The following is a 26,618-nucleotide window of genomic DNA, read 5'->3' as shown; positions in this document are numbered from 1 at the left end:
ATTCGGGCATCGGATACCTCTTCTTTCGATGCTTATGCGGGCAGCGGGAAAACGCTGGACTTACAAAGCATGTTTTCTGTAGTTTTACAGTTTCTTTAAAATTTTATCGATGTCATTTCTGTGGCCTAATACCATCAGATGGTCCGTGTCTTTAAAAATATAATTGGCATCCGGCAGCAGGCTCATGACACCATCTGTTTTAATACCGATGATATTGGCATGATAGCAGGCACGGAAATTTAGATCCTTAATACTCTTTCCAATCCATTCCGGTAATGGCGGAATCTCATAAATGGAGAAGCCACCGCCTAATTCAAAGTAGTCAAAGACCTGGTCGGCAGAGAAACGGACTGCAATTTTTTCTGCGATATCCCGGTCAGGGTAGATAACTTCGTCAGCACCGTTCCGCAGCAGAAATTTGGCATGAATATCACGGTTTGCTTTGCTGACGACATATCTGGCACCCATTTCCTTAAGCAGGCTTGTAATCTCTAAGCTGCTCTGGAAATTACTTCCGATACAGACAAAGCAGACGTCAAAATTGCCAACACCTAAAGTGGCAAGTACTTTTTCATTGGTGCAGTCGCCAATTTTTGCACTGGTGACAAAAGAGAGAACATCTTCCATTACAGCTTCATTCTCGTCCACAACCATAATCTCATTATCCAGTTTTGATAAGTCTTTGCAAAGGTGAGTGCCAAATCGGCCCAGTCCAATAATTAAAAATGATTTCATAGAATCCTCCTAGTATAATCAAGATATTTGATATTAACCGACATTGATTTTTTCTACCGGCTGCATCACATGCGCAATCCTTTTCTTATCCGTAAATGATAAGGCAAAGGAAAGGCTTCCCAGTCGTCCTAAATACATTAACAGAATTAGAATGATATGACAGCTGGTACTAAGGCTGCTTGTAATACCGGTTGACATTCCGACAGTGTCAAGAGCTGAAAATGCTTCAAAAGCCACATCAATGACTGGATAACCGGAAATAGCAGTAATTGCCAGTGTGGCGCTGAGTGCCAGCGTCAACTGGAACATAAGGACGACGACTGATTTGGTGATAACAGATTCTTCCAGTCTGCGTCCGAAAATATTTGTTCCGGTAGTACGGGTTAAGGTGGAACGTACGGATAACAATAGAACAAATATGGTTGTAACCTTTACACCGCCGGCGGTAGAACCCGGGGCACCACCGATAAACATAAATACAATAGAAAGAAATTTGCTGCTTTCGCTTAATGCACCATTATCAACAGCGTTAAAACCGGCAGTTCGTGGGGTAACAGTACAGAAGAAAGAATTCAAAAGCTGTTCTCCGAAACTCATACCGGCAAATAAGCGGTTATGCTCAAAAAGATAAAAGAGCAGCGTGCCGCCAAAGAGGCAGACTGCAGTAGCACTTAAAACCATTTTGGTCTGCAGGGCATAGTGGCGGCAATGCAGCCCGTGTTCCCTAAGGTCATTCCATACAAAGAAACCGATACCACCAATCAGGATCAGGGCACTGATGGTAAGAATTACTACAGGATCATTGTAGAATCTGGTAATGGATGAAAATGGACTGTAACGCCCCATTAAATCGAATCCTGCATTACAAAAAGCTGAAATAGAATGGAAGATACCATAATAGATGGCATGTAAAACATCCATGTCTTTCAGAAAACGCAGTGTCAGAATGAATGCACCCGACATTTCAAAAAGAAACGTGCCTCCGATGACACGGCGGACAAGCCGCACGACACCGCCGATTTCAAGGGTGTTTAAACTTTCTTTAATAAGACCACGCTGTTTCAGCCCGATTTTCTTGCGTAATATCAAAGAAACAGTAATACCAATGGTGATAAAACCAAGACCACCAATCTGAATCAGAACTAATAAAACAAGCTGTCCGAAAATGCTCCAGTGGGTAAAGGTGTCAACCAGAACCAGACCGGTTACACAGGTAGCACTGGTTGAGGTGAAAAGGGCAGTTATAAATGGAGTCCATTCACCATTCCGGCTGGAAACCGGAAGCATCAGAAGTATGGTTCCGATAAAGATGAGCAATAGAAAACCAAGCGCTATCATCTGTGTACCGGACATACGTTTTTCAAATTTCCCAAACATAATAAAATTCCTATTCCTGATTTAAATAATTTTCGATAAATCTTATTTATCTATTATAGTAATTCTACTCTGCTTTGTCCAGAAAAGACAGTCTGACAGCAAGAAAAAATTATAGAATCAGTTGTTGTCTTAGCTGGTTTGTTTGAGTATAATAAAAAAATAGGGTAAACTTGAAAAGAAAAAACTTGAAAAGGATAGAAAAAGGAAGGTTTTTATATGGGACTTTTTATTGTATTTATCATTATTATCATATATGTTGCTTTGTCCCAGAGTGTAAAGCAAAGCAATAATCAAAACAGGCGTGGAAATAATCCGGCTATGGGGCGGCCGCCACAGCAGATATATCGTCCACAGATGAACCAGCCGCAGCGTACATATCAGCAGGTGCCAAACCAGCAGCATACATATCAGCAGACCATGAACCAGCCACAACGGGCATATCAGCAGGCACCAGTCCAGCCGCATCCCATGTATCAGCAGGCACCTGATCCGCAGATGAACAGACAGCAGGCACAGCAGCAGTTAAAGAACCGGCTGGCGGGAAAATATCAGTCTGCAGCGGCAGAGGAAATGTCTGCCATGGAAGTAATAGAACCGATGGAATTTACGTATGATATTCCACAAAGTGATAATATGAAGAAAGTGCAGGAGCTGATGGTAACTGGCTTCAGCGGCAATCTGAATTTTGAAAGAGATTTTGTGGCAGAAGGAATTGAAATGTTAAACCGTTTTGAATTACAGTAAAGAGCATAGATAAGTGGAGGATGACAGCAATGGAAGGCAGAAGACCGGCAACCGGGGAGATTTACAGACATTTTAAAGGAAAATTATATCAGATTGTAGCCATAGCAACACACAGCGAAACAAGAGAAGAACTGGTGATTTATCAGGCACTTTACGGAGCTTATAAAGTATATGCAAGACCGCTTGCCATGTTTGTAAGCGAAGTTGATTATGAGAAATATCCGGCAGCAGAGCAGAAATACAGATTTGAAAAAGTAAAACTGCAGGAAGAAGCAACTCCACAGGAAGCAGTAAAGGTTAGTCAGGAGACAACACAGCCGCAGGCAACAGCCCAGCCGCAGGAAACTTCAGAATCCGAAGAGCAGGCGAATCCGTTCCTGCTGCGTTTCTTAGATGCAGATACCTATGAGGAGAAATATAAGATTTTAAATGAGATGGAAAATGATATTACAGACCGTCTGATTAATGATTTTTCCGTAGTATTGGATGTGGTGATTCCGGAAGGAGATTTAACCGACCGTTATATACAGTTAAAGCAGTGCGTGGCAACCATGTGCCGTTATGAGACTACCCGCCTTAGGTAGGCAATCCCACACGACTCAAAGTGCTGTTGTGATAATCAGCGGAGAAGGTGACATCTTTCCCAAACCACTTCGGTGGAAGGAAGGATTCAGCTTCTTCTTTTGTTTCAAATTCCACTTCGGCTAATTTCAACGGAGCAAGGTCTCCTTCGAAAATATCAAGCTCAATGGTCAGCCTGCCAGTCAATGGAATCAGATAGCGCTTCTTGGAAATGATAATACCATCTGCTTTTTGAATCAGATGCCGGTAAGCCTCTTCATTCAGAGGAAGATTATATTCTTCCCGCACCATAAGACCGGAGCCTTTGTAAGTAAGAATATATTTGTCATTGGAGCGGCGCACCCGCACTACAGGATCCGTATTGAGATACCCCTGCTCAATGACTTTGCAGGGATAGTCTTTTAAATCAAAAGGAATCTCATCAATTAAATATTTGCGTTCAATTTCCATGATAACCTCCATATAGTCAGAACAATAATGATACATTTATTGTAAAATATTTTAAAATCCACTGCAACCATGGAATTGAAAAAGCAGCATAACAATGCTAACATAAAAGACAGCATAGAAAAATTTTGTGTTAGAAAATTTAATATTAGAAAAATGTAATATCAGAAGAAAAAAGCAGGAGGAAGATAATATGAAGAAAATTGGAATTTTTATGGCAGATGGCTGTGAAGAAATTGAAGGACTTACCGTAGTGGATGTGGTACGCAGAGCAGGAATTGCGATTGATATGATTTCCATTACCGGAAAGAAAGAAGTGGCAGGAGCCCACGGAATTACGTTTGCAGCAGATGTGCTGGCAGAGGAAGCTGATTTTGACAGCTATGATGGAATTGTACTGCCGGGTGGAATGCCTGGAACCTTAAATCTCGGAAAGCATGAAATTGTAAAGAAAGTGATTACATCTTATGCAGCAGGCGGCAAACTTACTGCAGCAATCTGTGCTGCACCAAGCGTATTGGGTGAGAATGGAATATTAGAGGGTAAACATGCAGTCAGCTATCCGGGGTTTGAAGAAAAGCTTCTTGGAGCCAGGGTCGGAGCAGAAAAAGTTGCAGTAGATGGCAACATCGTTACCAGCCGGGGCATGGGAACAGCCATTGAATTTGCCATGGCTATTGTAAAGTGGCTGGATCCACAGGCAGATATTGATGCGATGGAAGCAAATATCATGTATTTTAAATAAAAATAACCAGAACTTACCAACATAATTTATTCTCTGGAAGCCATACTAAAAACAGGATAAGCAACCAACAAAAGCTTATCTGAAAATAGATAACAAAGAGAAGAAACTATGGAGGTAGAAACAAATGAGTGGAACAAACAGTTCTAATTCAAGTAACCAGATGGCAGTGCCACAGGCAAAAGAGGCAATGCACCGTTTTAAACAGGAGGTTGCATCTGAAATCGGAGTACCTTTAAAAGAGGGCTACAACGGTGACCTGACATCCAGACAGGCTGGCTCTATCGGTGGAGAAATGGTTAAGAAAATGATCATGAGACAGGAAGAGCAGATGTCTAAATAAGAAGAAAGACAAAAAGCCTTCGGGAAAAGCGCGAAAGTGCATTTCCCGGGGGCTTTTTACATGACTGTCACCAATTGAAATCGGGTTAAAATCTTGTACAGAAAAAAAAGCTAGTAATTTTACAAACGGTGTGTTATAATCTCTAAATGACTGTTAGTAGCTCTAAGTATGCCTATTTTTAGGGAGCAGTCGTAAGATAAGAAAATATTTGTACATGTATATTTTATATATAGTTATAAGGAGGAAGAAACAAGAATGAGTGTACAGGTTGAAAATTTAGAGAAAAATATGGTAAAGCTTACAATTGAAGTGGCAGAAGATAAAGTGGCAGAGGCTTTGAAAGCTGCATACAATAAGCAGAAAAACAAAATCAGCATCCCTGGATTCCGTAAAGGAAAAGTTCCAATGGCTATGGTAGAGAAAATGTATGGTCCGGAAATCTTCTATGAAGATGCTGCAAATATCATGATGCAGGAAGCTTATCCGGCAGCTATCGATGAGAGCGGTGTAGATATCGTTTCCCAGCCAACGGTTGATGTGGTTCAGTTAGAAAAAGGAAAACCATTCATCTTCACAGCAGAAGTTGCAAAGAGACCAGAAGTTAAACTTGGCAAATATAATGGTGTAACTGTAACAAAGATCGATACATCCGTATCTGATGAAGAAGTTGCAGAAGCATTAGAGAGAGAAAGAAATAACAATGCAAGAACTGTAACTGTAACAGACAGACCTGTTGCAGAAGGTGATACAGCAGTTATCGACTACGAAGGATTCGTAGACGGTGTCGCATTTGAAGGTGGAAAAGGAGAGAATCATCCATTAGAGATCGGTTCCCATTCCTTCATCGATACATTCGAAGATCAGTTAGTAGGAAAGAACACTGGCGATGAGGTAGAAGTAAACGTTACATTCCCGAAGGAATATCATGCAGAAGATTTAGCTGGAAAACCAGCAGTATTCAAAGTTAAGATTAACGAGATTAAGACAAAAGAACTTCCAGAGTTAAACGATGAGTTCGCATCTGATGTTTCTGAGTTCGAAACCTTAGAAGAGTACAAAGAGAGCGTGAAGAAGAACTTAGAAGAGACCAAAGAGAACAATGCAAAACGTACCAAAGAGGACGAAGCAATCAAGAAGATTATCGAGAAATCTGAGATGGAAATTCCAGATGCAATGATTGAATCACAGGTACAGAATATGATTCAGGAATTTGCCCAGAGACTTGCACAGCAGGGATTAAGCTTTGACCAGTATATGCAGTTCTCCGGAATGACTATGGACAAGATGAAAGAACAGGTTCGTCCGGAAGCATTAACAAGAATCCAGAGCAGCTTAGTATTAGAGCAGATTGCAAAAGAAGAAAACTTCGAGATTACAGAAGATGATGTAAATGCTGAAATTGAGAAGATGGCAAAAGCATACGGAATGGAAGCGGATAAGCTCAAAGAGTATGTTGGCGATAACGAGAAAGAATCCATGAAACGTGATATTGCGATTGAAAAAGCAGTTCAGTTCATTATGGACAATGTAAAAGAAAGAGCAAAAGCTAAGACTAAGAAAGAAAAAGAAGCAGAAGCAGCTAATGCAGAAGCATAAGAGAAGCACGTAAAGAGACAGACTGACTTGGAATCAGGTCGGTCTGTTTTACGCAAATCACTTGAAACAGAGATAAAGTTGCAGCAGAATGTATGGTAGAAATGGAGGTTATCATATGAGTTTAGTACCTTATGTCATTGAACAGACCAGCAGAGGAGAGCGTAGTTACGACATATACTCCAGATTATTAAAGGATAGAATTATTTTCCTTGGTGAAGAGGTAAATGAGACCACAGCCAGTCTGGTAGTGGCACAGCTTTTATTCTTAGAGTCCGAAGATCCGGGAAAAGACATTCAGTTATACATCAATTCTCCGGGTGGAATTGTAACAGGCGGATTGGCAATTTATGATACCATGCAGTATATCAAATGTGATGTATCTACAATTTGTATCGGACTTGCAGCCAGCATGGGTGCATTCCTGTTGTCCGGTGGAACAAAAGGAAAGAGATTTGCATTACCAAATGCAGAGATTATGATACATCAGCCTTCCGGTGGAGCAAAAGGACAGGCAACTGAGATTCAGATTGCAGCAGAGAATATCTTAAAGACCAAGAAACGTTTGAACGAGATTTTAGCTGCAAATACCGGAAAGCCATATGATGTAATTGCCGCAGATACAGAGCGTGACTATTATATGTCCGCAGAAGAGGCAAAGGAGTATGGCCTGATTGACGGTGTAATTACAGCAAGATAAGAGAAATAAGAAAGAGGCTGTCTCTGGGCGGATTATCCGAAGCACATATGCGGAATTCGACTACGGGCAGCCTTTACCTTTTTTACGAAGGATTTAGAAAAGATAGATGGAAATAATCGAGGTGGAAAGATGGCAGGAAGAAATAGCGAGGACAAAATCAGATGTTCCTTTTGCGGAAAATCACAGGATCAGGTACGCAAGCTGATTGCAGGACCAAACGGTGCATATATCTGTGATGAATGCGTGGACATCTGTGCAGAAATCATAGAGGAGGAATTCGAAGATGAGGAGATTTCCGGAAAAGGAAAGGAAGATTTAGAAGAAATCAACCTGATTAAACCGGAAGAGATGAAGAAATTTTTAGATGAATATGTAATCGGTCAGGACGAAGCCAAAAAAGTCCTCTCTGTAGCCGTATATAATCACTATAAAAGAATTACTTCTGATGTAGATATGAATGATGTGGAATTGCAGAAGAGTAACATTCTGATGTTAGGACCGACCGGTTCTGGTAAGACCCTTCTGGCACAGACACTGGCAAGAGTCTTAAATGTACCGTTTGCCATTGCAGATGCCACCACATTAACAGAAGCAGGCTATGTCGGTGAAGACGTAGAGAATATCCTTCTGAAACTGATTCAGGCAGCAGATTACAATATCGAGCGCGCCCAGTGCGGTATTATTTACATCGATGAGATTGATAAGATTACAAAGAAATCTGAAAATGTATCCATTACCAGAGATGTGTCCGGTGAAGGTGTACAGCAGGCATTATTAAAAATCTTAGAGGGAACTGTGGCTTCCGTTCCACCACAGGGTGGAAGAAAGCATCCACAGCAGGAATTAATCCAGATTGATACTACGAATATTTTATTTATCTGTGGTGGAGCATTTGATGGATTAGAGAAGATTATCGAGCAGCGTATGGATCAGAAATCCATCGGCTTTAACGCAGATATTGCAGACCGTACCGAGCGTAATCTGAGCGAAGTCTTAAAGCAGGTACTGCCGGGAGATTTTATTAAATTCGGTCTGATTCCGGAGTTTATCGGACGTGTTCCGGTAAATGTATCCTTAGAGCAGCTGGATAAGGAAGCGTTAATCCGTATCTTAAAGGAGCCGAAGAATTCACTGATTAAGCAGTATAAGAAGCTGTTTGAAATTGACGGCGTAGAGCTGGAATTTGAAGATGATGCAGTAGAAGCAATTGCAGAGAAATCCTTAGCCCGTAAGACCGGTGCCCGTGGACTTCGTGCAATTATGGAAGATACCATGATGGATTTAATGTATCAGATTCCTTCTGATGAGAGCATTGTAAAATGCACCATTACAAAAGAAACGGTAGAAGACAAGAAAGCGGAGATAGAATATCGTAACGCATAAAAAAGAGGAGAAAAAGATGAGCAGGACAGTAATTCATTTACCGGCAGTTGCACTTCGTGGAATGACCATTCTGCCGGGAATGGTGGCTCATTTTGATATTAGCAGGGACCGTTCCATTCATGCCATAGAAGAGGCGATGGTTGGAGACCAGAAAATATTCCTGATTACACAGCAGGATGCTTCCGTAGAGGAGCCGGCCAGGGATGATTTATATCAGATTGGTGTTATTGCTGAAGTAAAGCAGGTAATAAAGATGCCAAATGAAATCGTGCGTGTTTTGGTAGAAGGATTGGAAAGAGGCGAGTTAGCCTCTTTTCTGTCACAGGAGAAGTATCTGATGGCAGAGGTCATCCTTTTTGATGAAAAAACGGCAGAAGAGGAAGAACTGATGCCGGAAGCGAAGGAAGCAATGCTTCGCTGTATCAGGGAAACCGTACTGAAATATCAAAAAGCCAATGGACATATGAGCAAAGAATTCTTACGTCAGGTAGAAGAACAGCAGGACGTTGGAACTTTGATGCAGCAGGTTGCATACAATCTGCCGCTTTATTATACCCAGAAACAGAAAATCTTAGAGGCAGTAGATCTCACTTCCCAGTATGAGACTTTAATGGCAATTCTGCTGAATGAAGTAGAAGTTATTTCCCTGAAAAATGAATTTCAGGCGAAGGTGAAAGAACGCGTGGATAAGAATCAGAAGGAATATCTTTTGCGGGAACAGATGAAACTGATTCGGGAAGAACTAGGTGAGGATAATACACAGTCAGATGCGGAACACTTTTTAGAGGAAGTAAAGAAACTGAAGGCAGATAAGACGGTTAAAGAGAGAATTAAAAAAGAGATTGAGCGTTTTAAGAATATTGCATCCAGTTCTTCGGAAAGTGCAGTCAGCAGAGGCTATATTGAGACATTGCTGGAACTGCCATGGAATAAGGCTTCTAAGGATAATAAAGATTTAGCTAATGCAGAGAAAATTTTAGACGAAGACCACTACGGACTGGAAAAAGTAAAAGAGCGTATGCTGGAATTCTTAGCAGTCCGGAATCTGACTAATAAAGGAGAAAGTCCAATTATCTGTCTGGTGGGACCTCCTGGAACCGGCAAGACAAGCATTGCCCGTTCTGTGGCAAAAGCATTGAATAAAAAGTATGTCAGAATCTGTCTCGGCGGTGTCCGTGATGAGGCAGAGATTCGTGGACACAGAAAGACCTATGTGGGGGCAATGCCGGGCAGAATTATCAATGGTTTAAAGAGTGCCGGAGTAAAGAACCCGCTGATGCTTTTAGATGAGATTGATAAAGTTAGCAGTGATTATAAGGGAGATACATCTTCTGCACTGCTGGAAGTATTGGATAATGAGCAGAACAGCCATTTCAGGGACCACTATGTGGAGCTTCCGGTAGATTTGTCTGAGGTATTGTTTATTGCGACAGCCAATTCCGTACAGACAATACCAAGACCTCTGTTAGACCGTATGGAGCTGATTGAGGTAAGCAGTTATACGGAAAATGAAAAGGCTCACATTGCAAAAGAGCATCTTATAGCAAAGCAGATTGAGAAAAATGGCTTAAAGGAATCAGAGCTTACATTCCAGAATGGTGCAATTGAGCAGCTGATTCGCAGCTATACAAGAGAAGCCGGTGTGCGTAACTTAGAACGCAAAATCGGTGAAATCTGCAGAAAAGCAGCAAGAGAGATTTACGAGGGCAAGAAAAAGAAAGTTACTATAAGCACAAAGAACTTAGAACATTATCTTGGCAAAGAGAAATATACCTTTGATAAGAAGAATGAGAAGGACGAGGTTGGTATTGTCCGGGGACTGGCATGGACCAGTGTCGGTGGTGATACATTAGAAATCGAAGTAAATGTAATGCCGGGAAAGGGTGAATTTAAACTGACAGGACAGCTTGGCGATGTCATGAAAGAGTCTGCACAGGCTGGAATCAGTTATATCCGTTCTGTCAGTGAGCAGTATCAGATACCGGACGATTTCTTTACCAGACATGATATACATATCCACATTCCGGAAGGAGCCGTACCAAAGGATGGACCGTCCGCCGGTGTTACCATGGCAACCGCAATGCTTTCTGCCATTACCGGGAAAAAGGTGCGTGCTGATGTTGCCATGACAGGAGAGATTACCCTCCGCGGCAGAGTGCTTCCGATTGGTGGATTAAAAGAGAAAACATTAGCAGCGAAAAATGCCGGTATCCGGACAGTCTGTGTGCCGGGAAAAAATGAAAAAGATATCGAGGAACTCTCAGCAGAGATTAAAAAGGATTTAGAAATTGTCTATGCAGATACCATCGAAGATATCTTAAAGGTTGCTTTTGTAAAAGAGTAGTAAAGGAGCAGAAAATGGTTATAAAAGAAGTAAACTTGGAAACGGTGTGTGGTGTTACCAGTAAGCTTCCGGAGAATACATTGCCGGAGGTGGCATTTGCAGGAAAATCCAATGTTGGAAAGTCATCATTAATTAATGCATTGATGAACCGGAAATCCCTTGCAAGAACCTCTGCACAGCCGGGAAAGACACAGACCATTAATTTCTATAATATCAATGATGCCATGTATCTGGTGGATTTGCCGGGATATGGTTATGCGAAAGTAGCAGAGAGTGAGAAAGCAAAATGGGGTAAAATGATTGAAAATTATCTGCATACCTCAAAGCAGCTGCGCCGGGTATTCTTATTAATTGATATCAGGCATGACCCGTCTGCCAATGATAAACTGATGTATGACTGGATTATTCATCAGGGCTTTGATCCGGTTATTGTGGCAACCAAGCTGGACAAGCTGAAGAGAAGCCAGGTGCCAAAATGTATCAAGGCAGTAAAAGAAGGTCTGAAAGTAAAACCGGGAACGGTAATTGTTCCGTTTTCTGCAGTAACCAAGCAGGGCAGGGAAGAAATCTGGCAGATTATGGATGAGGCTGTTGGCTATGAAGAATAAATATGTATTTGTAATGGTTCTTCTGCTGGTACTTTTATTGACTGGTGCAGGACTGACACAATTATATGTAAAAGAAGAGACAAAACAGCAGGATAGTGAACTTACGGTAGTAACATCCTTTTATCCGATGTATATTGCAGCAATGAATGTCATCGGAGACACTCCGGGTGTGGATTTGCAGAATCTCAGTGAGCCGCAGACCGGCTGCCTTCACGATTACCAGCTGACTCCGGCAGACATGAAGCTCCTTTCCGGTGCAGATGTGTTTATTGTAAATGGCGGCGGAATCGAATCTTTTTTATCGGATGTGGCAGCAGATTATAAGAATCTTTCCATTGTAAATGCCTGCGAGGGACTTAATCTTTTGTCCGAAGAGGATGAAGGAGAGGAACATGCTCACGGAGATGCCCATGAAGATGCAGCAGAGGAGCATATCCACGGAGATACCGAGGATACTCATGAAGATGGACATAATCACGGAGATATGAATGCCCATGCATGGATGAGCATTGCGTTATATAAACAGCAGGTGGAAAATATTTTAGAAGGTCTTTGCAGGATAGATCCGAAGCATCAGGATGCCTATGAAAGCAATGCAAAGGAGTACCTGGCAAAGCTTGAGGATTTAGAGAGAGAGCAGCAGTCCTTAAAGGAAGAATTATCAGGAAAGCATATTGTTATTTTCCATGAAGCCTATGCCTATGTGGCAGAGGACTACGATATGGAGATTTCCTATACCATGGATTTGGATGAGGAGCGTCAGGTCAGTGCCGGTGAAGTGGCAGATGTGATGGGAGCCATTGAAAAGAATGATATATCAGTGGTGCTGGCAGAAGAACTCTATGGCAAAGATATGGGAGATACGGTAGAACGGGAGACCGATGCGAAAGTATGTTATCTTGATACCTTAACCCGCGGGGAGTATGAAAAGGACAGCTATCTTGATGCAATGAGACATAATATGGAACTGCTGAAGGAGGCTTTTGCAGAATGAGAAAAATAGTAAAACCATGTGGACTGCATTGTATCCGGATTAACCATCTGGGTGTTACTATTGGAGAACAGCAGATATTGTCAGATGTGAATCTGCATATTCATTGTGGAACACTGACGGTACTGATTGGTCGGAACGGAGCAGGAAAATCAACTCTGATCCGGGCTATTTTAAATGACATTCCACACACGGGAAGCATTGAATTTAAGGACCGGGAAAATGGTCATATCCAGAAGCTTAAGATTGGTTATGTACCACAGAATCTAAATATCGAGAAATCCACTCCGGTCAGTGTCTATGATATGATTGCAAGCTATCAGTCCAACCGGCCGGTATTTTTATATAAGAGCAAAAAGCTATATCAGGAAATCAAAGAAAGCTTAAAAATGTTTGAAGCCGAGCATTTGATTGACAAGCAGGTATGTAATCTTTCCGGTGGGGAATTACAGCGTGTACTTCTTTCCATGGCAGTGATGGATGAACCGAATCTGCTGCTTTTGGATGAGCCGGTGTCTGGTATTGACCAGAATGGTATGGAGTTATTTTACCGGAATATCGAATATCTGAAGGAAAATTTTGACCTGGCAGTTTTACTGATTTCCCATGACCTTGATTATGTAAGAAAATATGCAGACCATGTGGTTCTCATAGATGGCAAAGTGCTGACCCAGGGAACACCGAAGGAAGTCTATGACAGTGATGCTTTTAAACAGGTATTTACAGATATGGAGGTGCGGGGATGATAGAATTTTTTACCGCGTGGTGGTCTTATGGATTTATGCGGAATGCATTTATCGCAATCCTGATTATCACACCATTGTTTGGAATCCTTGGAACCATGATTGTAAATAACAAAATGGCATTTTTCTCAGATGCATTAGGTCATTCTGCATTGACGGGAATTGCTCTTGGCGTTGTGATGGGAGTTGCAGATACGACCTTATCCATGATTATTTTTGCAGTAATTTTTGCATTATTACTAAACTATATCAGCAGTAAAGCATCGGCATCCAGAGATACGATTATCTCCGTTTTTTCTTCAGCGTGTATTGCTGTGGGACTGGCCATCTTATCGAAAGGTGGCAATTTCAGCAAATATTCCAGCCTTTTGGTAGGTGATGTTTTAAGCATCTCTAAAAAGGAAATTATTTATCTGATTCTGATTTTTGCGGCAACACTGATTTTCTGGGGCTTGGCATTTAATAAGTTAAATGCGGTAAGCCTGCACCGGGCGCTGGCAAAGAGCCGGGGAATCCGGGTGAAGCTGATAGAAAATATTTTTGCAATTTTTATTGCATTAATTGTAATGCTTTCCATTAAATGGATTGGAATTTTGATCATCAATGCACTGCTGATTCTTCCGGCAGCAGCAAGCCGGAATATTTCGGTCAACATGCGAGAATATCATTTATTTTCCGTTATCTTTTCCCTGTTTTCGGGATTGCTCGGCTTGCTGATTTCCTATTTTACCAATGTTGCAACAGGTCCGATGATTGTGATTGTAGCAGCCATCATTTATTTTGCAACTTATGTATACGGAAGGAGAAATGCATGATGAGAACCACGAAAAAAGGAAGAAAAGGCGCACTTTTACTTACCTTTCTTCTGGCAGGAAGTTTACTGCAATCCGCTATGAGAATGAAAGTAAGAGTTACATTATAGATAAAGGGGCATTTCAGCTGCCTTATGGTGAGGATACGACGGTGCAGGCACAGCTTGACGACTGGATTGCACAAGAGGACGGAAGTTATCTTGTAACGGCCTCCCTCTTAACCTATAGTGATGCAGAGGGAAGCAGTAACAGAACCTTCCAGTTTATATTAAACGATAATGGATATAAGGATGAACTTCCAGATCCATTATTCTACTATACCATCTCAAACATCAGTCCGATGGATGATTCTTTTTCGGATCTGACTCAGGAGACGGAAGAAAACTCCCCCGGACAAGAGCCTTCGACCCAAAACGTTTCCGAATAGAATCAATGGCTGCATCCAGTTGCTTTTGCTTATTGGCAGAAGGCATCTGGGTGCGGTTTTTTTTGTTGCCATCTGGGAGTGGACTGCCGGAAGCTGTACTTTCTGTGGAAATCATGGCAGATGCCGATGAATCGGCTGTATAATCAAAAATAGAAAGCTGCACCGGTGCATCTTCAGGAAGCAGACGGCTGGTACGGATGCCAAGGAGCCGGACAGGTTCCTTATTCCAGAGTTGCTGGAAAAGGGAAACGGCAGTTTTATAAAGGGCATCTGTAGTATTTGTGGCTGAGAGGAGACTGCACTGGTGGGAAGTATTGGTAAAATCATGGTAGCGGATTTCTACCGTGATACTCTGGGCTAACATTTTTTCTTTCCGAAGGCGCATGGATACAGATTCGGAAAGAGAGAGCAGAACCTTTTTTGCATCTGCTAAGGTGCGGGCGTCCTCCTTTAAAGTGGTGGAATTGCCAATCCCCTTGGCTTCCCGCTTGGTAGAATGCACATGGTCATCTCCGATTCCATTGGCATATTCCCACATCAGTGTGCCGTGGCTTTTGAATTCCTGCCGGAGGTAATCCGGGTCAGTGGCTGCAAGTTCTCCGATGGTACGGATGCCAAGTGCTTTCAACCGGGCAGCACTGGAATGCCCTACCATGTAGAGATCATCCACCGGAAGTGGCCACATTTTTTTCGCAATTTCATCCGGAAAAAGAGTGTGAATCCGATCCGGCTTGGTAAAATCGCTTGCCATCTTCGCCAGAAGCTTATTTGGAGCAATTCCAATATTAACGGTAAAACCAAATCGTGATTTAATATTTGCAGAAATGATTTTGGCTGCTGCAAGAGGAGATTCATACTGGTGGGCAATGGGCGTAAAGTCAAGAAAACATTCATCTATGGAAAGCTGCTCGATATCATCGGTGTAGGTATGTAGCAGTTCCATAAGTGCATGGCTTTTTCTCTGGTACATGGCATGATCCGGCGGAACCAGCATAAGGGTAGGACATTTGCGTAAAGCATTGGCAACCGGTTCGCCGGTGACAATCTTATAGGCTTTGGCAGGCACAGACTTGGCAAGAACCACACCGTGTCTTGTAGCAGAGTCACCGCCAATAATTGCCGGTATAGTGCGGATATCTAAAGTTTCACCATGCTCTAGGCGGTCGACAGCACTCCAGCTTAAAAAAGCAGAATTGACATCAATATGAAAGATAATCCGGTGCATAATGCTCCTCCTTTACCGTATTATGGAATTGCCAGTTGCTTATGGGCTTAATACCTTGGATACCTATATTATAAAAGCTTTCCGGTTGAAAAGAAAGGGCTTTTAGTGTATAGTAAGGTTACAAATAAGGGAAAACGCAGCGAGAATAATGGCAGGTGATTGTTTATGAGATTTAAAAGAATCGATGTGGATACGGTGCGCTGTATTATTTCAGAAGAAGAATTAATGGAAAATGGGCTGGAAGTAGATGATTTTCTGCAGAATGACGGAAGAACAGAATCGTTTCTGCGTAAGATTATTTCCATGGCGGAAGAAGAGGTCGGATATAAAGTACAGGGTGGAAATATTACCATTCAGGTTGCAGTACTGCCGGAGCATACGCTGGCACTTACTTTTTCGGAGAAGCCGGAGCTTGGCATCAGCAATATGTTGGAAAATCTGAAGTCTGCAGTAGAAAGTCTGGTTAAGAATGCTCCTGATATTGAAAAGCTGAAACAGACGTCGAAAGAGCTGGCAAATCAGAATCATACGGATGAAGGCATTGCAGAAATACAGCCGGAGCAGTCAGATTCCAAGGCAGAAGAAAGCACAGATAAGAAACAGTCTACCGGTGGCTTTACACTAAAAGACCGGAATTTTTATCAGCTTTGCTTTGCAAGCATGGAACGTGCAATTTTTTATGCCAAGGGCGTCCGTCTGGAACTGCCGATGAAGAGCAGTCTTTATTATCTGACCAGGGAGGATGCTTATTATCTTTTGCTTGAGAAGGGAGAACTTAGTGATAAACAGCTTTGTCGTCTTTTAAGTGCTTCTTTGGAATTTGCAGATGATATTTATGCGCATGGACCGACCCGGGCATATATTATGGAGCATGGAAAATGCATTTTGCCGGAGCAGGCGTTAGAACATTTACAGGAAATTTAGACAGACAGAGGAATTGGAATGGAAGAATATAAAGATAAAGCATCTTTTGAAGAATTTTTTAAGCAGAACTATGTCCCACTGGATTATAAATCCATTCGGAATGAGATGCGGGAGGCAGCCGGAGATGGATGGAGCCTTTTTACCGATGAATACAAATTCCGTGGAAAGCTAGATAAGAAAGATTTTATTGTGCATATGACAGGCGATGCCTACTGCACTTTTGAAGAGATTGTGGAAAATGCAATTGATGAGTTGAACAGCGGAATCCTTGACATTGTGATGGAAATCGGCAATGAGATGGAATTTGACAACGATACAGCAGAAATTTATTTTGATACCATTGAAAAGCAGTTGAAGGAAATGTTAGATGCCCTTTATGATGATGTGCTTAAAGATTTATAAAAGCAGGTAAAATAAACAGTAAAGATAGAAAAGACCCCGGAAGAACGATTGTATGAAAATTAGTTCTTCCGGGGTTTCTTATATGTCTTTAATATCAATCGGAGAGTTTGCTCATGGCACGGGATTTTTCAGAGCAGGCATTCTGGGCAGCAATTACGGTGCTGCGGAAGGAGCCTTCCTCTAATTTAGCCACAGCAGCAATGGTAGTTCCGGCCGGGGAGCAGACTGCATCCTTTAATTCACCCGGATGTTTACCGGTCTCTAATACCATTTTAGCTGCACCAAGAACGGACTGGGCAGCAAATTTATAAGCCTGGGCACGCGGCATTCCGTCATTAACGGCTGCGTCAGCCATTGCTTCAATAAACATATAGACGTAAGCCGGTGAGGAACCGCTGACTCCGACTACGGCATCCATAAGACTTTCCGGTACAATTTCTGCTTTACCAAAGCTTTCAAAGAGAGAGACAACCATTTTGGATTCTTCTTCTGTGATATGCTCATTTGGGGTAATGGCAGACATGGCTTCCTGAACCATAGCCGGTGTATTTGGCATGGTACGAACCAGTTTAATATCTTTGCTGAATAAAGATTCAATCCGTGAAATGGTCTGTCCGGCAGCAATGGCAACTATGATTTTGTCATCGGTAACACTGTCTTTGATTTCTTTGATGACTGTTTCATAAAGATATGGTTTTACAGCAAGAAAAATGATATCGGATTCTACAGCAACAGTCTCATTGTCTAAGGTGGTGCGGATACCATACTGCTCAGAAAGTGTATCCAGTGTGACCTGGGTTTTCGCACTGGCAATCAGGTGGCTGGCAGGAACCAGACCGGAAGAGATAATTCCGCCAATCATGGCACGACCCATATTACCGCTTCCGATAAAACCAATTTTTTTATCTAACATGATGCATTCTCCTTTTATGAAAGGGGATATCCCAGATGCTACTGGAATATCCCCTTTGATATTGTCTAAGTATAAGTTCAATTAGAAATCTGTTAAGTCAGCGGCTCTTCTCTCTAAGAAAGCACTCATGCCTTCTTTTTTATCATGGGTAGAGCAGGTTACGCCAAACAGGTTAGCTTCCATTTCAACAGCATTCTTGATATCCATATCATATCCGTTGTTGATAGCAGCTTTTGCGATAGATACTGCATAGCTTCCTTTAGAGATAATTTTCTCTGCCATAGCTTTTGCGGTTGGCATTAATTCTTCTTTTGCAACAACTTTGTTTACAAGTCCGATGCGGTATGCTTCGTTTGCATCGATGTTATCGCAGGTGAAGATCATTTCTTTTGCACGTCCCATGCCAACAAGACGGGCAAGTCTCTGTGTACCACCGAATCCTGGGATGATTCCAAGACCACACTCAGGCTGTCCGAATACTGCGTTGTCAGAAGCAATACGGATATCACATGCCATAGAAATTTCGCATCCGCCACCTAAAGCGAATCCATTAACAGCAGCAATAGTTACCTGTCTCATATTCATTAATTTAAAGAATGGAACAGAAGCTTTCATACCGAATGCTCTTGCTTCAGCAGCAGAGAAGTTAACCATCTCAGCGATGTCAGCACCAGCAACGAAAGATTTGAATTCGTTACCTTTCTTATCAGCACCACCGGTTAAGATAACGACTTTGATATCGTCTCTTCCCTCGATTTCGGTAAGAACAGTGTTCAGTTCATCCAATGTTTCGGAATTCAATGCGTTTAATGCTGCAGGTCTAGTAATAGTAAGAACTGCAATTTCGTTTTCAACTGTTAAAGTTAAGTTGTTCATGAAATAGGACCCTCCTGATTGATAAATTATTAACAATGTTTCAATACTTATAATGGTATAACTTTTGGAGGGATTTGTCAATAAAAACTGGTATTTTACAGGGATTGTGCTACAATAGGAAAAGACTTGTCATGTGATTACGCAATGGTTTTTGTGAGGAAGCGGATTTTTGGAATTTTAAGCAGCTTTTCTATAAGATTTTTTGTTGAAAGCAGAATGTATACAATTCTTAAAAGTGCTTTTTTCTTATTGTTGTCTGTTTTGCCGCCTGCTTTGACCGGATGCCTTTTGTGGTCCGTCTGTTACGGATATCTAAGGCACCTTTAAGCAGCTCTAGGCATTTCTGCTTATAAAGCTGTTTTTCCGGCAACCGGCGCATAGTCACATCCGTGCTCCAATGCGCCTTCCTGGCACATCCATGTGCCAGGATTGCCAGTTAACAAAAGAAATGCCAAGAGCTGCTAGCAAGGCACCTAAATGATATCCGTAATCAGGCGAACCGCAGAAGGCATACTGTCAAACATTGGAAAAACAGGCACTATCCCAAGAGAAAAAAGCACTTTTTTAGAATTGTAGCATTCTGATTTCTAAAAAGACTATAGAAAAGCTGCTTAAAATTCGAAAACCACTGCTTCTAAAAAATAATTGCGTAATTACATGACAGGACTTGTACAAAGAGAGGTCAATGAAAATGAAAGATACAAAATCATACTTATCAAAAATCGTACAGGATATGCCGGATTCCGGAATCAAGGATTTCTTTGATGTGGCAAATACCATGGAAGGTGCACTTTCACTGGGTGTAGGCGAACCGGATTTCCCGACACCGGAGCATGTAAGAGAGGCAGCAATTGCTTCTATAAAAAAGGGGGATACCAAATACACCGATAACCGCGGAACCGTAGAGCTGCGTGCAGCGGCAGCGGATTACCTGACAAAATTTGATTTGCATTATGATAAACAGGACGAAATACTGATTACCATGGGAGCCAGCGAAGGAATTGATTTAGCTCTTCGGACACTGGTGAATCCGGGGGAGGAAGTCTTAGTGGCAGAACCTTCCTACGTTTCCTATATTCCATGTATTGAATTATGTGGCGGTGTTCCGGTATCATTAAAATTAAGAGCGGAGAATAAATTCCGTCTGACCAGAGAACAGTTAGAGGAAAAGATAACGGAGAAATCCAAAGTCTTACTGATTTCCTATCCGAACAATCCGACCGGAGCCATTATGGAAAAGGAAGATTTAGAGGCAATCGCAGAAGTGGTAAAGGAACATGATTTGTTCGTGATTACCGATGAAATCTATGCAGAATTAACCTATGGAAAGAAACATGTTTCCATCGCATCCCTTCCGGGTATGTATGAGCGCTGCGTTGTATTAAACGGATTTTCCAAAGCATTTGCCATGACCGGATGGCGTATGGGAATTGCAGCAGGACCAAAGGATGTTATTTTCCATATGAATAAAATACATCAGTTTACAACTATGTCAGCAGGAACCACCAGCCAGTATGCGGCATTGGAAGCATTGACCAGTCCGGTGAGAGATGAAGAGATTGCAGTCATGCGGGAAGAGTATGATGCCAGAAGAACACTGATGGTAGAGGGATTCCGTAAGATGGGATTAGCCGTAGCAGAACCGGAAGGCGCATTCTATGTATTTCCGGACATTCGAAAAACAGGATTTACCAGTGAAGAATTCTGTAACCGCCTGTTGCAGGAACAGAAGGTAGCCGTTATCCCGGGAAATGCCTTCGGTACATGCGGAGAAGGCTTTGTACGATGCTCCTATGCATATTCGCAGGATGTCATTCGTGCCTGTCTGGAGAAAATTGCTGAATTCGTAGCACAGTTCTAATAATTGGAAAATTATTATGTGATGCATTTGATTTACGTGAGTAGATGGTATTGTTGATAAGATACCCGGACAGTCCGTTAAATAAGGATGCCTGATAAAGGCGGTTAGTGGCAATTGGAATTTCGTCCGGCATCCGGCAACGCTGGCACAGGGATGTGCCAGCGAGGTGCATGTGAACATGGATGTGAATTTGCACCGGTTGCCAGCGAAGGCTGTATCCCTTCGAAATTCTTAGTGCCACTTATCGGCTTTATGTGGCATCAGAACTTAACGGACTGCCGGGATATGCTCGGTTCAAACTATCGATAGCAACGTACAACCCTGCACCCACGAAACAGAAATAGAATTAGAAAGAGGAACCATGAGAGAACCATTTGACCTGACAACCCTGATAGAACCATTATTAAATTGGTTTAAAGACCATGCCAGAGTGTTGCCCTGGCGCAATGAGCCGACCCCATACCGGGTGTGGGTGTCTGAAATTATGCTGCAGCAGACCAGAGTGGAAGCGGTAAAACCATATTTTGACCGGTTTTTAAAGGAGCTGCCGGATGTGGCAGCACTTTCAGACTGCCCGGAGGAGAAGCTTTTGAAACTCTGGGAAGGACTTGGATACTACAACCGGGTGAGAAATATGCAGATTGCAGCACAGACGGTCATGGAGAATTATCATGGAGAGCTTCCGGCAGATTATGAGGCACTGACAAAGTTGAAAGGAATTGGTCATTATACGGCAGGAGCCATCGCATCTATCGCATTTGGCATTCCGGTACCGGCGGTGGATGGAAATGTGCTCCGTGTCATATCCCGGGTAACAGAGGATGATGCGGATATCATGAAAGCATCTGTGCGGACGGCAATGGAGAAGGATTTATTGGAAATTATGCCGGAAAACAGGGCGGGAGCTTTTAACCAGGCACTGATGGAGCTTGGTGCAACGGTATGTCTGCCGAATGGTGCACCTTTATGTGAAGCATGTCCTTGGAAAGAAGTCTGCCGGGCACAAAAGAGCGGACGCTGGAGAGAACTTCCGGTAAAGAGCAAGGCGAAGGCAAGAAGGATAGAGGACAGAACAGTTCTTGTTATAAAGGCAGAGGATAAGGTTCTTTTGCATAAACGGGCCAACAAGGGACTTTTAGCTGGACTCTATGAATTTCCAAATGTGGAAGGGCATCTTAAGGAAGAGGAAGTTATTACCTATCTTAAGAAAATGGGGTTGTCACCGATTCGTTTGAAAAAATTAGAAGACAGCAGGCATATTTTTTCCCATATTGAATGGCATATGACAGGATATGCAGTGCAGATTGATGAGACGGAGCAGGAGTATCAGAATATGCTCTTTGTGGATGTGAAAGAAACGGAAGAACAGTATCCGATTCCGGCAGCATTTTCCAGATACACGGGATATATGAACATTCGTCTTGGAAATGACAGATATAAGGAAGAATAGCAGAAAAGCCATAGAAAAAAGAGGGAGCCGGTGATTATCACCGGCCTTTCATATGAAAAAGATTTTTTATGGTAAGTGTTAAAAACACTATTTTTTGGGAGGAACCTTGCATCAGCTGCAAGGTCTATGAAAAAATAAAATTATCGCTTTTTTCTTTCTCAGCTTAGTTATAGTATAAAAGCAGAATGTGAAAACAATATGCCCGGATTGTTAGAAGGCTGTAAATAAAATATGAATAAATTGTAAACGAAGTGCCTTAAAGAAATCCTAAGAAAAAATGAATTGGAAAACAAATGACAAATGTGTATAATTGAATGAGGATTACCAAGGGGGAAGGAGAACAGAAATGTACGACAGCATTGTAATCGGAGCCGGAATCGCCGGCAGTGTGGCAGCAAGAAAGCTGGCAGAAGAAGGAAAGCAGAAGGTTCTTTTATTGGAACGGAGAAATCATATTGCAGGAAACTGTTATGACAGACCGGATGACCATGGAATTGTAATACATGAATATGGTCCACATATTTTTCATACAAATAAGGAAGAAGTATATCAGTATCTGTCAAGATTTACAGACTGGTATTTCTTTGGTCATGAGGTAGTAGCAAATGTGCATGGGACACTGATTCCGGTACCATTTAACCTGAATACTTTACATATGGTTTATGGGAAAGAGCAGGCAGACCGGTTAGAGCAGAAGCTGATTGCCGCATACGGAGAGGGAAGCCGGGTTCCAATTATGAAATTACGGGAAAATGAAGATGCAGATATCCGGAAGATTGCGGATTATGTATACGAAAATGTTTTCCTTTATTATACGATGAAGCAGTGGGGACAGAAACCAGAGGAGATAAGCCCGGAAGTAACAGGACGTGTGCCGGTGCTGATTTCTTATGATAACAGATATTTCCAGGATAAATATCAGGGTATGCCAAAGGAAGGTTATACCGCAATGTTCGAAAAGATGTTAGACCATCCGGATATTGAGGTGAGGACTGGTGTAGATGCCGGAGAGGTACTGAAATTTACAGAGGACGGCATTTATTTTGATGGAAAGAAATTCGAAGGAAATGTCATTTATACCGGAGCACTGGATGAGTTGTTTGCATGCTGTTATGGAAGGCTGCCATATCGTTCCCTCCGCTTTGATTTTGAATATTATGACAAACCGGATTATCAGGGACACAGTGTTGTAAATTATACGGTAAGCGAGGATTATACCAGAATTACGGAGTTTAAGTATCTGACCGGGCAGCAGGCAGATGGAACCACGATTGTAAAGGAATATCCATTTGCATACAGTGGAGCAGAAGGAGAGATTCCTTATTATGCCATTTTAAATGAAGAAAATCAGTCATTATATGAAAAATATAAAGCACTGACCGGAAAATATCCGAACATGCATCTTTTGGGAAGACTGGCAGAATACAAATATTATAATATTGATGCCATGACAGAGAAAGCATTAGAACTTACCAAAGAACTTTTAAAATAAAATGTTTCGAAAAACGATTGGAGAAAAAGAATGAAATTATTATCAGTAACCATTCCATGTTACAATTCACAGGATTATATGGAACATTGTATTGAAACACTGCTAACAGGTGGAGATGATGTGGAGATTTTAATCGTAGATGACGGCTCAAAGGATGCAACAGCAGAGATTGCTGACCGTTATCAGAAGAAATATCCTACTATTATTAAGGCAATCCATCAGGAAAATGGTGGACACGGTGCAGCTGTAAATACCGGTATTGCCAATGCAACCGGACTGTATTTTAAAGTAGTAGACAGTGATGACTGGGTAGATGAAGAGAGCTATCACAAGATTCTTGCTAAATTACGGGAACTTGTGGGCGGAAGTACTACTCTTGATATGTTTATCAGCAATTTCGTATATGAGAAGCAGGGCGCAGACCATAAAAAAGTAATGAAATATACCAGAATGTTCCCGGAAAATGAAGTCTTTACATGGTCTGATGTAAGGCATATCAGCAAGGGGCATTATATTCTGATGCATTCTGTTATTTACCGTACCCAGTTATTAAAGGATTGCGGACTTGAGCTGCCAAGACACACCTTCTATGTGGATAATCTTTTTGTATACAATCCGTTGCCATATGTAAAGACCATGTATTATATGAATGTGGATTTCTATCGTTATTTTATCGGAAGGGAAGACCAGTCTGTTAATGAAAAGGTTATGATTGGAAGAATTGATCAGCAGATTAAGGTAAATAAACTGATGATAGAAGAAGTGAATTTGTGGAAAATTGCAAACCCTAAATTAAGAAAATATATGTTTAATTACCTTGAAATTATTACTGTAGTATCGACAGTACTTTGCCTGCGTTCCGAGACAGAAGAAAATCTCATGAAGAAACGGGAACTTTGGTCTTATATCAAAGGTTATGACCTTCGTCTTTTCCATCATTTAAGAAGGGGAATTTTAGGACAGTCCATGAATCTCCCGGGTAAGAGTGGAAGAAAGATTTCTGTTGCAGCTTATAAGCTGACCCAGAAGATTGTGGGATTCAACTAAGCTGAAAAAAATGTGAATAAACGAGTGTATGCTGTAGAAAAGAAAAACAACAGAGGGCGTTATTACTTATATAAAGAAACCACCTTATGCCGGGAAAACGGTAAAGGAGGTTTCTTTTTTTACGCGAGTAGCGAGAAAAATCGCATGCTTGCATGCAGATTTGACGAGCACCGCGATAACTCGAGAAACTCGCAAAGCGTGTTTCTCGTAGTTGCGAGTTACATATGTTCTTTATTTAAGAGAGCAGTTTTCATTTCATATAATTTGTCGGATAAATCAACGTAGATTTCCTGTGGATTTACGAAACGTTTTGTCTCATCCCAGATGGTATCTTTTTCTCTGGTGCAGTAACGCTGAATATCCATAACACTTGGAGATTCGTAAACACATTCGCCCTTCTGGAAAACCGGAACAAGAAGTTCACGCAGTGTATAGCTTCCACCAGGAAGAGTTGTTTTCTTCCATGGGGCGTTCGGGTCAAAGAGCTTCATGTCCTTGGATTCATCAAAGACTTCGCCCACCAGACAGATAAGGTCAGCCTTAATCTTACCGGTTTCTTTATCATAAATACGATAAACATTTTTATTGCCAGGATTTGTAACTTTTTCCACATTTTCGGAAAGCTTAATCTTTGGAATGAATTCACCGGCTTCATTCTGGATAGCAGCCAGCTTGTATACACCACCGAAAGCAGGATTGTCTTTGGAAGTAATTAAGTTGGTTCCAACACCCCAGGAAGTAATGGTAGCCCCCTGAATCTTTAAGCTTTCAATCAGATACTCATCCAGATCATTGGAAGCGGAGATAACTGCGTCCGGGAATCCGGCATCATCTAACATTTTGCGGACTTTCTTGGAAAGATAAGCAAGGTCGCCACTGTCCATACGGATTCCGTAGTAGGTAAGCGGAATGCCGGCATCTCTCATTTCTTTAAATACCTTGATGGCATTTGGCATACCGGATTTTAAAGTATCATAGGTATCGACAAGAAGGATGCAGGCAGATGGATAAAGCTTTGCATATTTCTTAAAGGCGGTATATTCATCCGGAAAACTCATAATCCAGCTATGGGCGTGGGTTCCAAGCACCGGGACGTCAAACATCTGACCGGCAAGGACGTTGGAAGTACCTTTACAGCCGCCGATAACAGCAGCTCTGGCGCCGTAGGTTCCGGAATCAGGACCCTGGGCGCGTCTTAACCCAAATTCCATGACGCCATCACCCTGGGCAGCGTAGCATACGCGGGCAGCCTTGGTGGCAATCAGGCTCTGGTGGTTGATGATATTTAAGACTGCAGTTTCGATTAACTGGGCTTCCATAATCGGAGCAACCACTTTTACAAGAGGCTCTCTTGGAAAAATCAGAGTTCCTTCCGGAATTGCATAGATATCACCGGAGAATTTAAAGTTACTTAAATAAGTTAAAAAGTCTTCATCAAAGATGGATAAACTTCTTAAATAGGAAATATCCTCTTCGTCAAAATGAAGATTCTTGATATAGTCAATCATCTGGTCTAATCCCGCGCAGACTGCATAACCGCCATCACATGGATTGGTGCGGTAAAAAGCGTCAAAAACAGCCACATCACGGTTGCCGGTTTTAAAGTATCCCTGCATCATTGTCATCTCATAAAGATCAGTCAACAATGTCAAATTTAATGTACTCATATGTGATATTCCTTTCTTTTACATCTGTAAATACAGGTGTCTTGTCAGATGAATTATAGACTTTTACTTACAAAAAAGCAAGTAATGAGTATAAATATGCTTCATTATAACCATTTTTTCCGGATTTGCAAAGTTTATGATAAAATATATGAGAAAAAGTTTATAAAAATTTTATGATTTCACTTATTTT

27 protein-coding genes are annotated in these 26,618 nt (G+C 41.8%); 20 read left to right on the top strand and 7 right to left on the bottom strand.

Annotated elements, in window-relative coordinates:
• Positions 1 to 84: 84 nt before the first annotated feature.
• Both DXB43_RS11105 and DXB43_RS11100 read right to left on the bottom strand, forming a co-directional pair.
• Positions 85 to 735, bottom strand: a complete 651-nt coding sequence (locus tag DXB43_RS11105) for a potassium channel family protein (protein WP_022243452.1) — start codon at positions 733 to 735, stop codon at positions 85 to 87.
• Between the two features lie 33 nt (positions 736 to 768).
• The gene (locus tag DXB43_RS11100) at positions 769 to 2,112 is read right to left on the bottom strand and encodes a TrkH family potassium uptake protein (protein ID WP_117947582.1); all 1,344 of its coding nucleotides are present in this window, start codon (positions 2,110 to 2,112) and stop codon (positions 769 to 771) included.
• Between the two features lie 216 nt (positions 2,113 to 2,328).
• Between DXB43_RS11100 and DXB43_RS11095 the strand changes: the two genes are divergently transcribed.
• The gene (locus tag DXB43_RS11095; protein ID WP_117698532.1) at positions 2,329 to 2,856 is read left to right on the top strand and encodes a hypothetical protein; all 528 of its coding nucleotides are present in this window, start codon (positions 2,329 to 2,331) and stop codon (positions 2,854 to 2,856) included.
• A gap of 29 nt (positions 2,857 to 2,885) precedes the next feature.
• On the top strand, positions 2,886 to 3,440 hold the full coding sequence (locus tag DXB43_RS11090) for a DUF1653 domain-containing protein (RefSeq protein ID WP_117947581.1): 555 nt from the start codon (positions 2,886 to 2,888) through the stop codon (positions 3,438 to 3,440).
• Here DXB43_RS11090 and DXB43_RS11085 read toward each other — a convergent pair.
• Positions 3,433 to 3,888 (bottom strand): CYTH domain-containing protein, encoded by a 456-nt coding sequence (locus tag DXB43_RS11085; protein ID WP_117947580.1) that lies wholly within the window; start codon positions 3,886 to 3,888, stop codon positions 3,433 to 3,435. The two genes, DXB43_RS11090 and DXB43_RS11085, sit on opposite strands and share 8 nt — an antisense overlap.
• A gap of 190 nt (positions 3,889 to 4,078) precedes the next feature.
• Here DXB43_RS11085 and DXB43_RS11080 point away from each other — a divergent pair, with 190 nt between their 5' ends.
• From DXB43_RS11080 to DXB43_RS15030, 11 genes are all read left to right on the top strand, one after another.
• The gene (locus tag DXB43_RS11080) at positions 4,079 to 4,630 is read left to right on the top strand and encodes a DJ-1 family glyoxalase III (RefSeq protein WP_117841692.1); all 552 of its coding nucleotides are present in this window, start codon (positions 4,079 to 4,081) and stop codon (positions 4,628 to 4,630) included.
• A gap of 124 nt (positions 4,631 to 4,754) precedes the next feature.
• A complete protein-coding gene (locus tag DXB43_RS11075; protein ID WP_022243446.1) occupies positions 4,755 to 4,970 on the top strand; it encodes an alpha/beta-type small acid-soluble spore protein in 216 nt (71 codons plus the stop codon).
• 255 nt (positions 4,971 to 5,225) lie between these two features.
• The gene (gene tig, locus DXB43_RS11070) at positions 5,226 to 6,566 is read left to right on the top strand and encodes a trigger factor (protein WP_117698535.1); all 1,341 of its coding nucleotides are present in this window, start codon (positions 5,226 to 5,228) and stop codon (positions 6,564 to 6,566) included.
• A gap of 115 nt (positions 6,567 to 6,681) precedes the next feature.
• Positions 6,682 to 7,263: an ATP-dependent Clp endopeptidase proteolytic subunit ClpP gene (gene clpP, locus DXB43_RS11065; RefSeq protein WP_022243444.1), complete on the top strand. Its 582-nt coding sequence runs from the start codon at positions 6,682 to 6,684 to the stop codon at positions 7,261 to 7,263.
• A 129-nt stretch (positions 7,264 to 7,392) separates the two neighbouring features.
• Positions 7,393 to 8,646, top strand: a complete 1,254-nt coding sequence (gene clpX, locus DXB43_RS11060) for an ATP-dependent Clp protease ATP-binding subunit ClpX (RefSeq protein ID WP_117698536.1) — start codon at positions 7,393 to 7,395, stop codon at positions 8,644 to 8,646.
• Positions 8,647 to 8,662: 16 nt separating this feature from the next.
• Positions 8,663 to 10,990 (top strand): endopeptidase La, encoded by a 2,328-nt coding sequence (gene lon / locus DXB43_RS11055; RefSeq protein ID WP_117947579.1) that lies wholly within the window; start codon positions 8,663 to 8,665, stop codon positions 10,988 to 10,990.
• A 14-nt stretch (positions 10,991 to 11,004) separates the two neighbouring features.
• The gene (gene yihA / locus DXB43_RS11050) at positions 11,005 to 11,598 is read left to right on the top strand and encodes a ribosome biogenesis GTP-binding protein YihA/YsxC (protein WP_022243441.1); all 594 of its coding nucleotides are present in this window, start codon (positions 11,005 to 11,007) and stop codon (positions 11,596 to 11,598) included.
• Positions 11,588 to 12,592 (top strand): metal ABC transporter substrate-binding protein, encoded by a 1,005-nt coding sequence (locus DXB43_RS11045; RefSeq protein WP_117947578.1) that lies wholly within the window; start codon positions 11,588 to 11,590, stop codon positions 12,590 to 12,592. The genes yihA and DXB43_RS11045 overlap by 11 nt, the downstream gene beginning before the upstream one ends.
• A complete protein-coding gene (locus DXB43_RS11040) occupies positions 12,589 to 13,335 on the top strand; it encodes a metal ABC transporter ATP-binding protein (protein ID WP_022243439.1) in 747 nt (248 codons plus the stop codon). The genes DXB43_RS11045 and DXB43_RS11040 overlap by 4 nt, the downstream gene beginning before the upstream one ends.
• Positions 13,332 to 14,147, top strand: a complete 816-nt coding sequence (locus DXB43_RS11035; RefSeq protein WP_117947577.1) for a metal ABC transporter permease — start codon at positions 13,332 to 13,334, stop codon at positions 14,145 to 14,147. The genes DXB43_RS11040 and DXB43_RS11035 overlap by 4 nt, the downstream gene beginning before the upstream one ends.
• On the top strand, positions 14,140 to 14,571 hold the full coding sequence (locus DXB43_RS15030; RefSeq protein ID WP_147343691.1) for a hypothetical protein: 432 nt from the start codon (positions 14,140 to 14,142) through the stop codon (positions 14,569 to 14,571). The genes DXB43_RS11035 and DXB43_RS15030 overlap by 8 nt, the downstream gene beginning before the upstream one ends.
• Here DXB43_RS15030 and DXB43_RS11030 read toward each other — a convergent pair.
• Positions 14,477 to 15,796 carry a DNA polymerase Y family protein gene (locus DXB43_RS11030; RefSeq protein WP_117947576.1) on the bottom strand — a complete coding sequence of 440 codons (1,320 nt, stop codon included), beginning with the start codon at positions 15,794 to 15,796 and terminating at the stop codon, positions 14,477 to 14,479. The two genes, DXB43_RS15030 and DXB43_RS11030, sit on opposite strands and share 95 nt — an antisense overlap.
• Before the next feature lie 165 nt (positions 15,797 to 15,961).
• On the opposite strand from DXB43_RS11030, the gene DXB43_RS11025 reads away from it, so the two are divergent.
• Together DXB43_RS11025 and DXB43_RS11020 are read left to right on the top strand one after the other, a co-directional pair.
• Positions 15,962 to 16,720: an adaptor protein MecA gene (locus tag DXB43_RS11025; protein WP_117947575.1), complete on the top strand. Its 759-nt coding sequence runs from the start codon at positions 15,962 to 15,964 to the stop codon at positions 16,718 to 16,720.
• Between the two features lie 18 nt (positions 16,721 to 16,738).
• A complete protein-coding gene (locus DXB43_RS11020) occupies positions 16,739 to 17,122 on the top strand; it encodes a hypothetical protein (RefSeq protein ID WP_117947574.1) in 384 nt (127 codons plus the stop codon).
• Positions 17,123 to 17,216: 94 nt separating this feature from the next.
• On the opposite strand, the gene proC is transcribed toward DXB43_RS11020, so the two are convergent.
• Together proC and DXB43_RS11010 are read right to left on the bottom strand one after the other, a co-directional pair.
• On the bottom strand, positions 17,217 to 18,035 hold the full coding sequence (gene proC, locus DXB43_RS11015) for a pyrroline-5-carboxylate reductase (protein ID WP_117947573.1): 819 nt from the start codon (positions 18,033 to 18,035) through the stop codon (positions 17,217 to 17,219).
• 81 nt (positions 18,036 to 18,116) lie between these two features.
• Positions 18,117 to 18,911 (bottom strand): enoyl-CoA hydratase-related protein, encoded by a 795-nt coding sequence (locus tag DXB43_RS11010; RefSeq protein ID WP_022243431.1) that lies wholly within the window; start codon positions 18,909 to 18,911, stop codon positions 18,117 to 18,119.
• A 691-nt stretch (positions 18,912 to 19,602) separates the two neighbouring features.
• Here DXB43_RS11010 and DXB43_RS11005 point away from each other — a divergent pair.
• The 5 genes from DXB43_RS11005 (at position 19,603) to DXB43_RS10985 (ending at position 24,761) form a co-directional block, all read left to right on the top strand.
• Entirely contained in the window at positions 19,603 to 20,772 is a 1,170-nt protein-coding gene (locus DXB43_RS11005; RefSeq protein WP_117947603.1) for a pyridoxal phosphate-dependent aminotransferase, read from the top strand.
• A gap of 114 nt (positions 20,773 to 20,886) precedes the next feature.
• Entirely contained in the window at positions 20,887 to 21,081 is a 195-nt protein-coding gene (locus DXB43_RS11000; RefSeq protein ID WP_117947572.1) for a hypothetical protein, read from the top strand.
• Positions 21,082 to 21,133: 52 nt separating this feature from the next.
• The gene (gene mutY / locus DXB43_RS10995; RefSeq protein ID WP_022243430.1) at positions 21,134 to 22,222 is read left to right on the top strand and encodes an A/G-specific adenine glycosylase; all 1,089 of its coding nucleotides are present in this window, start codon (positions 21,134 to 21,136) and stop codon (positions 22,220 to 22,222) included.
• A gap of 346 nt (positions 22,223 to 22,568) precedes the next feature.
• On the top strand, positions 22,569 to 23,714 hold the full coding sequence (gene glf, locus DXB43_RS10990) for a UDP-galactopyranose mutase (protein ID WP_022243429.1): 1,146 nt from the start codon (positions 22,569 to 22,571) through the stop codon (positions 23,712 to 23,714).
• Between the two features lie 30 nt (positions 23,715 to 23,744).
• Positions 23,745 to 24,761 carry a glycosyltransferase family 2 protein gene (locus tag DXB43_RS10985; protein WP_117947571.1) on the top strand — a complete coding sequence of 339 codons (1,017 nt, stop codon included), beginning with the start codon at positions 23,745 to 23,747 and terminating at the stop codon, positions 24,759 to 24,761.
• A gap of 218 nt (positions 24,762 to 24,979) precedes the next feature.
• On the opposite strand, the gene DXB43_RS10980 is transcribed toward DXB43_RS10985, so the two are convergent.
• Positions 24,980 to 26,428, bottom strand: coding sequence for a nicotinate phosphoribosyltransferase (locus tag DXB43_RS10980; protein WP_117947570.1), 1,449 nt, complete (start codon positions 26,426 to 26,428; stop codon positions 24,980 to 24,982).
• Between the last annotated feature and the right edge of the window lie 190 nt (positions 26,429 to 26,618).

The sequence above is a fragment of the Roseburia sp. OM04-10BH genome, from assembly GCF_003462605.1.
Lineage (GTDB): Bacteria > Bacillota > Clostridia > Lachnospirales > Lachnospiraceae > Roseburia_C > Roseburia_C amylophila.
Note: the sequence above shows the minus strand (reverse complement) of the source record. Positions and strands in the feature narration are given on the sequence as shown.